Genomic DNA, 13492 nt, shown 5'->3' on the forward strand with positions numbered 1-13492 from the left:
AAATGATCAATAGTTCAGAGGCATCCTCCAGTTTCGTTTGCATCTTGCAACACGGCCATTGCGGGCTTCGGTTCGAAGTCGAGATCCAGAAGGCCAAAGTTTTGTTCGCGATCACCGGGATCGGAGCCGCGGTCCTGGAGACTGTAAACGAAGACCTTCTGAACGAACCCGAGGCTACGCGCTTCGTTGAATCCGTCACGCAGTATCTCGGCTTGCATCGACGGGGTCACAGCGTCGAGACCAGTTCCTGTTGGTGCCCCGAATTCGGTCGCCCAAATAGATTTGGTCGAGTCGCCGTTTGCAACCATTGTGTCGTGCATCAGCCGCATTCGATAGAAAGAGTTCCAGTTTCGAGTCAACGGGTCCGAGGGCAGTGCCGGGTAGGTGTACGGATGCATTCCGACAACGTCGAAGTGTTGTCCAGCTCCATATTCGTAGATGTTCGCGAGGAACGTCGTGGGGCTTATGTCAGCGCCGTTGTCAGTTGCGGGGGACAAGCCACCGGAGACAATTGTTGCGCCCGGTTGCACTGCCTCGATTGCTACGCTCGATGCGGCGAGCAGCTTCGAGTAATACTCAGGATCCGGCGTCGGATTGAAGAATGTTTGGAGATTGGGCTCGTTCCAGATCTCCCATGACGAAATGGAATTCGAGTAGCGGGCAGCGGCAAGCGCCGCGAACCTACCGAACGCGTCCGGGTCGGCCGGACGGGTATGCGTGTCAGGACTCGTCGCTGCCGGATCTCTTGCCCAGGCAGGCGTGTAGGTGATGAGACCGAGAATCTCGAGCCCGGAAGATTTCGCGATGTCCACGAGGCGATCGGTTCCGGACCAATCGAAGGTGCCCTCGGTACTTTCGATGGCGGACCAGTCGATGTCGAATCTGACCCAGTGCGAACCCGATGATCGAATAGCTTCCACCGTTCGATCCATTTCGGCGTCACTCATTGCGGTATAGCCGGAACCAAGTGCGATGCCAGTATTGTCTGACGAAGGTTGAACTGCGCAAGGTTCGCCGGTTGCGGTAATCGAAGAATGGACTACCAATCCGACAATCAACAAGACCACTGCGACTGCGGCGACTCGACGTGCCTTAGCCATCGATGAGCTCCTTCAGCAGAGCCGGAAGATTCTTCTGGATGTCATATCGGTCCTCTACCTTCCGCCGGCCGATGCGTGACAATTCGGATCGTGCACTCCCGTCCTCCAACAGTCTCGTTATCTCGGCTGCGAGTTCTACTGAATCAGATGGCTCGACGAGCGATCCGGCGCCGTCCCCCAGCAGCTCGCTGGTGCCGCCGAGATCGGTTCCGACGACTGGCACTCCGATGCTCATTGCTTCGAGTGCCACGAGTGGGCCGGCTTCGGGAGAGGTGCTCGCAGAAATCGCGATGTCCCATCCTTTGATAGTTGCCAGTGAATCGACATATCCGAGAAATGTGACGCGACCCGCCAGATCCGGCTGCTGTGCGCGTTCACGAAGTACTTGTGCGTACATTTCATCGCCCGGGAACGGAAGTCCGGCGATTTCGAGTTGGACGTCTACTGTGCGGGCGATGGCATCCATCAACACCAAGTGGCCTTTCCACGGCGTCAGCGACCCGATGATTCCGACAACTCGGCGTGCCGGTGATCGAACTTCCGTTACCTCAGGGGGAACTACAACACCAAGTCGTGACACCGAGGTGGGAATTCCCAGCGAAAGAACAGGAAGCGATGTCGGTCCGGAGACGGCGACTGCTCGTCGGATCCCGGGTTTTGCAATCCGTACGACGATTCGTTGTTTTGTGCTCGAGAGAGTGTCGTGGACAAGCCACGTTGCACGTTGCGGTACGCGGCCGAGCCTGATCACCGGCAATGCGAACAGTGAGTTGACTATCACGGTCGAGCTGGCCGACTGAGCCCGAGACGCAATGATGCGCCCGGCAATTCGCCAATTCTTTGCAACTTCGAGAATCGCCAGGACGCGTGCCAGACCCCCTTCGCCTCTGAGCGACAGGGTTGGTAGCGTGACCGTTTCGAAGTCGACTGACGCGCGTGCGCGATCCCTCAGCGGCCCTTCCGGACAAGCCAACATTACCGTGAAACCCTGCTCGTGTGCCAAACGCATCAGTTGGAGCATGACCAGTTCGGCGCCGGAGATCTCTCCAGTGTGGCTGACGAAAATGATCGTTCGTGTCATTTTACTTCCCTGTCGGGTTTTACCATTGCGAGTGGCGACTTCCCGCCCGCGAGCGATACAAGTGCATAGATTCCGACTGTCCCAAGTGGAGCGAGAACCGAAACGACTGGCCATGGCACGCCCAACCTTTCGACGCAGATCGTTCCTGCCACTGTGACCACCGCGCAGAGGGCGACGGCCGCTCCGAGCGGGAGCATCGGAAACATTCTGTGAACCGGCAGACTTTGCCGCACTACAACCCAAATTGCAACGAAAAGAAGCAGTTCGGTCGATACGGTCGCAACTGCCGCTCCGTTGAATGACATTCGAGGAATCAACACGATGTTGACCACGATATTGAAGAGTAAGCCGCCCAATGCAATCCACGGATATATTCGATGACGGCCGCTCGCAACCAGGATCATCAACCCCAACTGGGTGAGCATCGAGAAGCATGCGCCAAGCACCAACAGTCGCGTCGAGGTCCCTGCAATTGCGAACCGCTCTCCGTACAGAAAGGTGAGCACTCCGGTGGCAGCAGGCCAGAACGCGGCGATCGATGCGCTCCCGAGAACTGTCAGGACGATGAATGTTTCGCGGCTTCGTTCGCGGAACACTGCCACGCTGTCGGGCCAATAGGACACGAGAAGTGTTGTTACCGGGGTGACTACGGTGATTGCGACGATTTGCAGAAGGTCCGCGAATTTGTACCCGATGGTGTACAAGCCGACCGAATCGAAAGTATCGAGCTTGCCCAAGAGCAGCACATCCACTTTGGACAGAAGCGTGACCAAAGCGAAGCCGATGCTCAAAGGGATTGCTTCGATCAGCATTTCCCGCCACCTACGAAACTGCGCTCGTGACGACGGCCTAGGCCCGGCGACGCCCTTTCGGACACCGCGCACTTTCACGACGGCCGCGACCACTTCGTTGATAACCGCAGGGATGACGAGAACGAGGAGGATCGGCTGCCACAAAACCGCGACGATGGTCGCGACAAGCTGGGCGAGTTGCCCGACGCCCTCGGCGATCGCGACATACGTCATGCGCAGGCGGCTCTGGTACATGACGGAAAGTGCATGGCTGGGAGTGGCAACGACAACGACCAAACCAGCGACCGCCGTTGCTTCGACCACTTCTGCGGGGTAGCGGAGAATCCAGACATAACCCACCGCGACGATGTATCCGAAAAGACCAAGGGCGACCCGTAGGGATATGAACGCGGTGGTGACCAGCGAAACTTCCCACGGATTGCACTCGACCAACTTCGCGAGCACCACTCGGCCGACGCCGAGATCGGTGACGACGGACAACAATCCGAGCAATCCGAAGATGAGGGAGAACTTACCGAATTCGTCAGGGCTGATCGAACGCGCGATCAGAACCGAGCCGGTCCACCCCATCGCTGCCACTGCGATCCGGCTTCCGAGCATGATCGCAGTGCTTCGGCGTGCATCGTTCGCAGTCAAATCCGGAGCGGCCGGCCCGTGGATTTTCGTCTCTCGCTCGCGACGTTCCTTCTCGAACTTGTCGATAGCGGCCTGGCGCAATTCGGCGAACTCTCGCGGCGATACGGGCTCGGTGCCCGTCGAATTGCGATTTGTCATGAGCAACTCACACGCTCAGCCCTGCAGTGCGGTACGCGTCAACCGTGTATTCGGCTGTTCGGGTCCACGTCGATCGGGCCGCGACACGTGGCGCAGATTTACGGAGTGCGGTGTTGACATCGTCGTCCAGGACGACTGAGCGAAGAGCGGCCAACCAGGAAGCCTTGTCGTGCTTGCGGACAAGCACGGCGGCGTTGTCGGCGAATTCGGTCAGTGCTCCGACCGCACTCGCAACCACTGCCGCGCCGCACGCCATGGCTTCGAGTGGCGGCAGACCGAACCCCTCGTAGTGGGAGGAGTAAGCGACAGCAGTTGCGGCGGAATAGAGTGCCGGAAGGTCTTCTGTCGCGACGTAACCCAATCCTCGGGCGGAACGGGGCGCGTCGGGGCCCGTCGAGCCGGAGCCCGCCAGCAGAAAAGGAATCGACAACTCCGTGCACGCTTCGGCGACCAGAGCGACATCTTTTCGAGGTTCGATCGTTCCGACCTGCAGCACGAATCGCTCCGGTAGTTTCAATCGCCGCCGAACTTCGGTCACTGCAGCTTCGGTGGGGATCGTGGCCCAGGATGCGGGTGCCAGCGGCGTGACAACGGCATGCCGACCGCTCCGTGCGAGTATTCGTTCGGCGGTGAAGTCCGATACTGCAATGACGACGTCGGCCTTGCGTAGCGCCGCGGACAGGAGTCGGCGTTCGCCAGCTGCTCGATATCGACTGAAGGCCCACGGAACGTCGAATACCGACATGTCGTGAAACGTCGAGATCTTCAGGCCGCCTTGCCCGATCGGGAGGTCGACGTCGAGGCTGTGGAACAAGTCGCTGCCCGCGACCGGCACCATCGCCCACGCGGCTCTGTGTGCTCCGGAGGCAACAGGGCGCGTCACGGCGCGCACGCCGGTTGGAATCTCATCGACAGCGTCGATTTGCACTGTTGCGCTGAGGTTCGTCGATTCGCTGATCAGTGGGGAGAGTTCTCGGAGTAGTTCGCGTGCATAGGTTTGGACGCCGCCCCCACCAGGTCGGAGTGCCATGGCTCCGAGGGTGATTCGTGATCGGATATCGCTTCTTTCTCCGAGTGGTGTTGAGTCAGTGCGCATCCCACGGTTCCAATCAGTAGCCAAAAATAGAGGTCGAGGGGAAATATCTCGAAATATGTCGAGACGACAGAAGCGACCGCGGCCGCGACGATCGAGGCGCTGACACCGAGAGCCAAAGCGCCGTCCGAGCCGGGAAGCACACGCGATGCCCTCAGCGCGGACGCTCCGGAAGATATGAGGACCAGGACAAAAATCCACAAGCCGATCGGTCCGAGCTCGACTGCGACTTTCATGTAGTAGTTGTCGGGCTGATAGGGGATCAGCCCAAGTGTTGTCGCGGCCTTGATCGTCATCGTGTTGAGCATCGGTTGCGCTGCTTCCGCCGCCTTTGCTGCCGCGGATCCTGTTGCGCCCAGACCTTGCCCGAGTGGATGCACGAACAGCGAGCTGATTGTCGACGACCATCCGCTACCGCGTTCTTCGAGACTGTACGACGAGAACAGTGGTTTGACGATTGATGGTGGTGCCAACAGAAGTACAAAGGGAACGGCAGCGGCAGCCGCGCCGAACAACATCAAGATAGACCGATACTTGTATACGGCAATCCAGAGAAGCCCGACAGCCAACCCGATGTAGCTGGCCCGCACAATCGAGACTCCCATGCCTACGACCATGATCGGAGTTGCGGCCAGAAAGATAATGTTGCGCAGCCGTTTCGGATCCGCGAGAGCGACCGAAATACCGACGATCAAACTCAGCATCACGAAGAGACCGAACGCAAACGGGCCGGTGAAAGTGCTGAAGCTTCGCAAGATCGAGCCGGTGATTCGAATCTGTTCGGTGTAGCTGTAGCCGAGATCCACCAGGTATGCAGGCCCTACTGCTTGCTGAAGGAGTCCGATGACTGCTGTCAGTATCCCCATACCCATCAGGACGGACACGAGATGATCTCGGTCGTCCCGCGAGAACGGTGCGCGCCAGAGAATGACGGGTATCAAGATGTAGAAGTAGGTGATCTTTATCGATGTCACCCCGGCGATACCGGACAGAAGCAGTGCTGACGCGGAACCGAAAGCTACCCAGGCCGCGGCAGCCGGCCACCAAGGCATCGAGGGGCGCACTACCCGAAGGCGATTGGGGCTGACGAAGGTGCATCCCAACGTGAGCAGGAGCAACCCCTCCTTCCAACCGGCCATCGATGTCCCGCCGGGAATGATCGCCAACAGACCGTGGAGCGGAGCGAACAGTGCAACAAGCAGCAAGCCGCGTTGTGGTCGCTGGTAGATCGCAACGACGATGGGTACTGCGAAGATTGCAGCAACAAACATGAATGATGTGTTCACGCGATGAACCGGTTCGCATTCGCCGTGTCGGCCCGAGGGACCGTCGTAATTCCGAATGCTTTCGCTATCGAAGAAATCGCCTTTGTTTGCACGATATTTCGGAGGTCACGATGGTAGGACGGGTGATCGCCGACCGGTGGCATGATCGCGTCGAACGTTTGTCCTCGGTGAGTCATCCGGGCAACGCCTTCGGGTCCGCGTTGCTGATTGAACCATGCGGCGTCCGCGGGGGAGAGGATGACGGTGGTATCCACCCCACGCTTGCAGAGTGCCTCCAGCATTACCTCAGGAACCTGCGTGATTCCCCTGATTCCCAGAAGCTTCCACGCTGGATAGGGGAGACGGGACTGCAGTACGCCTTTCACCCGTCCGCGGAGGGGAAGTTTCGTGGTTTCGGCACCTGGATCGATTCGAGGAGCCTCCGGCAAGACAGCATCCATCAGGGACTTCTTGCGCCTCACCGACCACAAGATCATGTTTACGAGTATTGTCGATCTCGCACCCATCTGGAGCGCCATGGACGCTGAGGTCCATGCCCCCGAACACAATCCGGTCATCACGAGGTTTCTCGGATCTGCGCCGAGTGCGGCAACGGCAGTGCGTGCGTCCTCGTCTGCCGCGTGTGAATAGACCGACGTCGGATTGTCGGCGTCGATCGGACCCGAGTCGCCGACCCCTCGTCGGTCGAATCGGAGACTCGTGACCGAGAGAGCCGCGGCCTCACGAGCGATGGTCACCCACGAGCGGCCAGGCCCGACTCGATGCTCGATTGCAGTAGTGAAGAACAGTAGTCCGCGCTCGGGAGGCGCATCGGTGGTCGATATGTTGCCTGCCTCGGATTCGGGAGAAGTTGCGGGATGCGTGCGGATCGCGAAGAGCTCCTGAGCGCCGAATCGTTCCAACGTCTCGAACACCTCCTCGCCGACTTCGGTGACCGCGACGCGAGCTGTGGTGGTGATCGCGGGAGTGAACGCGGAGGAACTCGTGGGCGCGTGGCGATCCAACCACTGTGCGATTTCGCTGATGTGTGTGTAGGGGATGTCGACGTAGAAACTGGGAGGCGACGTGAACGCGTCGTGGTTCTCCAAGATCATCATCTCGGGATCAAGAGTTGCTGCGAGCCCGGCGACAGCTCTGCTGTCCAGTACCGAAGACTTCACGGCCAGAAGGGTGCGTGGACGTCCGAGAAATGGTCCGGTGATGCGGAGACGTGACAGTTGGTCGGCGCATTCGGAAGCCAGCACGCCACCCATGATCGACACACGTGAGTCGGCGGGATCGTCCTCTCCGACGCTGATCGCGTAGAACGCACGTTGTTCCCTGAGGTAGTTGCGGCCGGTCAGAATTGGGTCCCACAGGACTATCGAGTTGACGTGTCCGCACTCCTGCAATGCCGACGCTGCCAGGAGGGCCCCAACTCTCAGTCCGACGATGCTGACGGATTCCGCGCCCGCTCGTCGGACATAGTCCACAGCGCTGACGATGCTCTTCAGCCAGAGGGTGAGAGCGTCAGGATCGTCTTCGGCACCGGCCGAGTCGCCGACTCCCGCGTACTCGAAACGAAAAGCGGCCATACCCTGTGCCGCGAGTTTTTCGCCGAGAAGTCGCATGCCGCGATAGGTGTCGATGTGCTCCTTGCCCAGCGGGGGACACATGACCACGGCTTCTCGGACAGTTCCTGAAGAGGGCACGTGAACGAATCCGAGCAACGGCCTGTCTGCCGACCCGAACCACGTGGCCAGTTGAGTCTCGATGGTGATCACTCCGGTCAAGATCGGTTGCCTGTATGTTGCTAGTAAACATACCAGTAGTCTGTTTGATGCCGATCCGGCAATCTCTAGGTTTGTGAAGCGCCAAAAAAGCGCATAGGAGTCCGAAAATGTCAGGTGTACTCGTCCATGAATGGATAGAGCGTTCGGGCGGCGCAGAGAAGGTGCTGGACGAGTTCGTCAACTGTTATCCGGACGCTGACCTCTATTGTCTGTGGAACGATGCTCCCGGGCGTTACTCGACAACCGATGTCAACGAAAGTGTGCTCGCTGCAACGCCATTGCGTCGTAGCAAAGCGCTCTCATTGCCTGTCATGCCGTTCACCTGGCGAGGGTTGGAGAACCGCGGCTATGACTTCGCGCTGATCAGCTCCCACGTGTTTGCCCATCACGCAACATTCAGGGAGCAGTCTGCGCGATTCCGGAAATTCGTCTACGTGCACACCCCCGCCAGGTACGTGTGGAATCCCGAACTGGACGAGCGTGGAAACTCGCCACTCGCGAGGCTGGGATCACCCATTCTGCGCAAGATCGACCGCAAAAGAGCGTCGGAGGGAGCCTCGTTCGCAGCGAACAGTGTGTTCGTCAGTCGACGGGTTGAGCGAGCCTGGGGCGTGCAATCACGGGTCATCCACCCCCCTGTGGACGTCGACCGGATCTCCGCCGTCGAGGATTGGCGGTCCCGATTGAGCGAAAACGAAATTCAGCTACTATCCAGTTTGCCCTCGCCGTTCGTTCTCGGTGCCTCGAGGTTCATTCCGTACAAGCGTTTGGACTGGGTGATCCGGGCAGCCGAGCGGGCCGGAACGGCTGCTGTCATCGCAGGGTCGGGCCCGGAAGAGGATCGGCTCCGCGCGATGGCTGACTCTGCGTCGGTTCCCGTTCGAATTGTTCGGCGCCCCTCGGATGCGTTGCTTTTTGCGCTGTATCAGCAGGCACTCGCATATGTCTTTCCGGCGATCGAAGACTTCGGAATCATGCCGGTGGAGGCAATGGCTGCGGGTGCGCGCGTGATTACGAACAGCATCGGGGGAGCTTCGGAAACCGTGACACCTGGTGTCGACGGACTCCATTTCCACGACGACAGTTGGGAATCGGTGGCCGAGTGCATCCGAGATGTCGCCGCAGTGGACGTGAATGGTGCACGCTCGTACGAGAAGTACTCCGTGCGCAGATTTCGTTCCGAGATCGCAACCTGGACCGGTGTCCCGGTGTTCGGCTACGCGAACAGCGCGGAGCCCCAGTAGCTCCCGTCGGCGAGACCGCCGGGGCAAGCGAAGACCGCAGAACCGACGTGCTGGATGTATTCGTTCAGCGCATCGTGTCGTGAAAGGTTTTGCTGCATCGGAACAAACTGCTCGACCGGATTCCGGCAGTACGCAACGAAAAACAGTCCCGCGTCCAGGTGGCCGAAGCCGTCGGAGCCGTCGGTGAAGTTGTATCCGCGGCGCAAGATCTGAATCCCACCGAGTTCCTCGGCAGAGGCCAGGCGCACGTGTGAATCCTCCGGGATGACGAAGTCGTGGCCCATTTTGGAATCGAGATCGAGTTCGTCGAACTCGTCTTTGCCGCCGAGTGGCGCTCCGCTGCGTTTGGAGCGGCCGATGACGGCTTCCTGTTCCTTGAGTACTGCGCGATCCCACTGCTCGATCAGCATGCGGATTCGTCTGGCGACGAGGAATGAGCCGCCTGCCATCCAGGCCTGATCGTCAGTGGGATCAACCCAGACGTGCTGGGCGAGTGCGTTTGGATCTTCCGCCTTGATGTTGGCTGTTCCGTCCTTGAACCCGAACAGATTTCGTGGTGTCGCCTGCGTCGTCGAGGTCGAGGACGTTCGCCCGAACCCGAGTTGTGACCACTTGACCGACGCGGTGCCGAAAGCGACTCGCGCGAGGTTGCGGATCGCATGGACGGCAACCTGGGGATCGTTGGCGCACGCTTGGATGGCGATGTCGCCCCCGCTGCGATTCGGATCGAGGTTGTCCGCTCGGAAGTGGGGGAGATCGAGCAGGGCAGCAGGTTTCTTGTCTGCGAGCCCGAAACGGTCGTCGAAAAGTGACGGTCCGAATCCGATGGTCAGGGTGAGCTGCGACGGCGCGAGATCGAGTGCCTCACCCGTATCGCTCGGTGGCGCGTACGGACCGTCGCCGGTCGCTCCGTCCTCGGTTGCTTCCTGACCCGCCGTCATTCGTTCGGCCATCGCCGTCCACGTCTGCAGCAGCGTGATCAGTTGGTCGCGCGACTTCGTCGTCACATCGAAAGCGACGAAGTGCATGCGATCCTGGGCCGGCGTCGTGATGCCTGCTTGATGCTCGCCGCGGAATGCCACCACGTCTGCGTGATCGGTGCCGGAATTCTCGTCGGCGGTCACCCGCGCGATGACGGCACCGGCACCGGCCAGGACGGCGCCGGCCCCCACCGCGCCGAACAGTCGGCGCCGTGAGACCGCATGCGGTGCTGCGTTTTCCGCAGCGGGTGTGCCTTCTGGTGAATCAGTCATCTACTGTCCCGCGACTACTTCCTGGACCTGGCTGACCTCGGCGGACAGAGCATCGATTTTACGCGAGAGTTCCTGACGCTGCGCTTCGGTGACGGTGTCGTAGTACACGAATCCGTCGCCGACGCGGAACTGCGCCAGCGCAGCGTCGAGGTCGGCGAATCGGTCAGCGATGCGCTGGGCCAGCTCGGGATTACGTCCCTGCAGAATCGGGTTCAGTGCCGCGATCGCCGCTTGCGAGCCGTCGACGTTGGCCTGGAAGTCCCACAGGTCGGTGTGCGAGAAGATGTCTTCCTCTCCGGTGATCTTGGAAGTCGAGATCTCGTCGAGCAGTCCTTGGGCGTCGCCGGCGATCTTGGTCGGATCGATCGTGTAGTCCTCGGCGTTCACCTGGTCGGCAAGATACTGAATGTCTTCGAGCAGTTGATCGGCGACCGCGTTGGTATCCGGCTGAAGTCCGGTCACCCACAAATCCTTCTCGAGGCGGTGGAATCCCGTCCAGACCTGACCGGGCTCCAGATCCGCTTCGCGCAGGTCCAGCTTGGGATCGAGTTCGCCGAAGCTCTCGGCTTCGGGCTCGATGCGCTCGTAGTAGGTACGTGCGATCGGGAAGAGTGCCTTCGCCTGGTCGACGTTGCCGGACTGGACGGCGGCGACGAACTGAGCTGCGGTGTCCTGCAGCGCGACGATCTGGCTGCGGATGTACCTCCGGTAGCCGTCGGCAGCTTCGGCGAGTTGGCCGCTCTCGTCGGTGGCCGCCTGCGAATCGCCCGTGACGACGAAGTCCTGACGGATGCCGGTTCCGACCATGCCCGGCTTGCACGCGAGTTGATAGGTCGCAGCCTCGGGGAGAGAGACGATCAGCTGCCGGGTAAGGCCGGGGCCGATGTTCTCGACTTCGCCCATCGCTCGATCACCCTCGGCGAAGACGTAGAACTCGGTGACCTTCGAGCCGTTGTTCGTCACCTGGAACGTCGAACTGCCAGTGGTTCCGGTGGTGGCACTGACGTCACACGAATCGTCGGTGGCCGTGACGACGATGTCGCCGTCGCTCGCCGTCGTCTTCTCGGTGCACGCGGCGAGGGAGAAGGGAAGTACCGCAGCCGTGGCCAGTACGAGGGTTGATTTACGCATGTCGGCAATGCCTCTCAGGATTTTTCGGGAACGTGTGTGTCGTGCGCCGGCGGGGCCGTCGGCTCGGTTGGCTTCGACGGAAGGGGACGCAGGAAGAGTGCGAGGACGACTACGAGGTAGACGACCCACGCGACGGCTTGCAGGACCGTCGGATCCGGGCGGAAGTTGAAGATTCCGGCGAGGACGGTGCCGTACCAGGTCGACGGGTCGTAGCCGGGCGTCAGGTTGAACGCGAGATTCGAACCGCCCGGAAGCACATTTCCGGTCTGCAGAGCGCGAACACCGTACGAGAGGATTCCGGCGGCTACGACGATGAGGAAGATCGCCGTGTACCGGAAGAAGGTCGTCAGGTTGAGACGGAGGGCGCCGAAGTACATGGCGACGGTCAAGACGGCGGCCAGGAGAATTCCGAGGAGCAGTCCGACCAACGGCCAGGAGCTGCCTGCGGTGTTCTCGGCGTAACCGACCATGAGCAACGCAGTCTCGACGCCTTCACGACCGACCGCGAAGAACGACAGCGACAAGATGGCGACGGGTCCGGCGATCAACGCCTTCTCCATCCCCGCTTTCAGATCTCCGGAAATGTTTTTGGCGGCCGTGCGCATCCACAGGACCATGATCGTGACGATGACGACGGCGATCAGGGAGGCAACGCCCGCGATGATCTCCGCGGTCAGGCCGTCGACCGTCGACGTTCCGTAGTGGATCGCGAAGAAGATGATCGCCACCATCGCGACGGCGATCGCGACGCCGAGCCACACCCATTTCAGTGCGTCCTTGCGCTGGGCCTTCACGAGGTAGGCGGCGAGAATCATCACCACGATGCCCGCTTCGAGGCCTTCGCGCAGACCGATCAGGCCACTGCCGAATAACTGGGTGGCAACTGATGGTGTGCTCGCGGCAGCGAGTACCGACACGGGCACGGGCGACTCCTGACTGAGTGAGTGCAACAGCTTCTGACGAACGCATGAGGCTAGGCCAGCCTTAACTCAGAAGAAGATACTCCATCATTGACGGCGAACCATGCTCTCACCTGTACTTTTGCTGTTCTTTACCAATGGATTCGGGAGTAGTTCACTCGCATGTGGATGATGGAGGGGTGTACCGAACTCCCGCAGCCCGCAGAAGTCCCCGGCGTCTCTCGCGAGCCGTAGCAGCAGTAGCTGCCGGAACAGCTTTGCTGGGCGCAGGCATCGTGGCGTGTGGATCGAACGAACCGAAAGTAGCCATTCCGGAGGGCATACCCCCAGGTACCGGCGCTCCGACGCCGCCGATCGACATCAATGCTCCCGGCCGCAGTGCTGATCAACTCGCCGACTGGGCAGCGGGATTGTCGGACGACATCGGGATCGGGACGACGGCACTCGAGGCCTACGGGTACGCCGCTGCGGTCATGGCCGAGACGCTTCCCGGCTGCGGAATCGGGTGGACAACTTTGGCCGGTATCGGCAGCGTCGAGAGCCGCCACGGGACCTACGACGGCTCGTCGGTCGACGCGTTCGGCCAGGTTGCTCCGATCATTCGGGGAATCCCTCTCGACGGTGGCCCGGGAGTTGCCGAGATCCCCGACACCGACGGCGGGGCGATGGACGGCGATCCAGTGCACGACCGTGCGATGGGGCCCATGCAGTTCATCCCCGAGACGTGGCTCAAATGGGGAGTCGACGCCAACGGCGACGGCCGGGTGGACCCAGACAACATCGACGACGCTGCCCTCACAGCCGCCCGCTACCTGTGTGCACGCGGGGGAGACCTCACTTCCGCTGCCGGATGGCAGCAGGCACTGATGGCGTACAACCTCTCGGGCGACTATCTCGCACTCGTTCGTGATCGTGCGTCGGCGTATTCAGTCGGGGTACGGCCGGACTGACGGTGATCGATCCGCAGGTCGGACCCGTGACCGCGCGTCGATAAAGAAGCCTTCGGCCCGTGCGGTTAGGCTGTGT

11 protein-coding genes are annotated in these 13492 nt (G+C 60.7%); 2 read left to right on the forward strand and 9 right to left on the reverse strand.

Annotation, left to right across the window (positions count from 1 at the left end; translation table 11 throughout):
- Nucleotides 1–14 precede the first annotated feature (14 nt).
- From P3G66_RS25140 to P3G66_RS25165, 6 genes are read right to left on the reverse strand one after another with little or no spacing between them, the layout of a single operon-like run.
- Nucleotides 15–1100 carry a beta-xylosidase gene (locus P3G66_RS25140; protein WP_054826095.1) on the reverse strand — a complete coding sequence of 362 codons (1086 nt, stop codon included), beginning with the start codon at nt 1098–1100 and terminating at the stop codon, nt 15–17.
- Complete coding sequence (locus P3G66_RS25145) at nt 1093–2181, reverse strand: glycosyltransferase family 4 protein (protein WP_235867847.1); 1089 nt, start codon at nt 2179–2181, stop codon at nt 1093–1095. Before P3G66_RS25145 ends, P3G66_RS25140 begins: the two co-directional genes overlap by 8 nt.
- Nucleotides 2178–3767, reverse strand: a complete 1590-nt coding sequence (locus P3G66_RS25150; protein WP_099698006.1) for a flippase — start codon at nt 3765–3767, stop codon at nt 2178–2180. Before P3G66_RS25150 ends, P3G66_RS25145 begins: the two co-directional genes overlap by 4 nt.
- Nucleotides 3768–3774: 7 nt before the next feature.
- Nucleotides 3775–4797 (reverse strand): glycosyltransferase family 1 protein, encoded by a 1023-nt coding sequence (locus P3G66_RS25155; RefSeq protein ID WP_054831908.1) that lies wholly within the window; start codon nt 4795–4797, stop codon nt 3775–3777.
- The gene (locus tag P3G66_RS25160; RefSeq protein ID WP_223304407.1) at nt 4725–6131 is read right to left on the reverse strand and encodes an O-antigen ligase family protein; all 1407 of its coding nucleotides are present in this window, start codon (nt 6129–6131) and stop codon (nt 4725–4727) included. Before P3G66_RS25160 ends, P3G66_RS25155 begins: the two co-directional genes overlap by 73 nt.
- A gap of 11 nt (nt 6132–6142) precedes the next feature.
- Nucleotides 6143–7909, reverse strand: coding sequence for an alpha/beta fold hydrolase (locus P3G66_RS25165; RefSeq protein ID WP_346349164.1), 1767 nt, complete (start codon nt 7907–7909; stop codon nt 6143–6145).
- A 116-nt stretch (nt 7910–8025) separates the two neighbouring features.
- Between P3G66_RS25165 and P3G66_RS25170 the strand changes: the two genes are divergently transcribed.
- A complete protein-coding gene (locus P3G66_RS25170; protein ID WP_020908547.1) occupies nt 8026–9162 on the forward strand; it encodes a glycosyltransferase in 1137 nt (378 codons plus the stop codon).
- On the opposite strand, the gene efeB is transcribed toward P3G66_RS25170, so the two are convergent.
- The 3 genes from efeB to efeU are packed head-to-tail and all read right to left on the reverse strand — an operon-like array spanning nt 9135 to nt 12463.
- Complete coding sequence (gene efeB, locus P3G66_RS25175) at nt 9135–10415, reverse strand: iron uptake transporter deferrochelatase/peroxidase subunit (RefSeq protein WP_276117273.1); 1281 nt, start codon at nt 10413–10415, stop codon at nt 9135–9137. The genes P3G66_RS25170 and efeB overlap by 28 nt on opposite strands.
- Nucleotides 10416–11546 carry an iron uptake system protein EfeO gene (efeO, locus tag P3G66_RS25180; protein ID WP_276117274.1) on the reverse strand — a complete coding sequence of 377 codons (1131 nt, stop codon included), beginning with the start codon at nt 11544–11546 and terminating at the stop codon, nt 10416–10418. It abuts the gene before it with no gap.
- 14 nt (nt 11547–11560) lie between these two features.
- A complete protein-coding gene (efeU, locus tag P3G66_RS25185) occupies nt 11561–12463 on the reverse strand; it encodes an iron uptake transporter permease EfeU (protein WP_276117300.1) in 903 nt (300 codons plus the stop codon).
- 140 nt (nt 12464–12603) lie between these two features.
- On the opposite strand from efeU, the gene P3G66_RS25190 reads away from it, so the two are divergent.
- Nucleotides 12604–13416: a lytic murein transglycosylase gene (locus P3G66_RS25190; protein ID WP_134932199.1), complete on the forward strand. Its 813-nt coding sequence runs from the start codon at nt 12604–12606 to the stop codon at nt 13414–13416.
- The last annotated feature ends 76 nt before the right edge of the window (nt 13417–13492 follow it).

The organism is Rhodococcus sp. C3V (assembly GCF_029269915.1).
Classification (GTDB): Bacteria; Actinomycetota; Actinomycetes; order Mycobacteriales; family Mycobacteriaceae; genus Rhodococcus_F; species Rhodococcus_F qingshengii.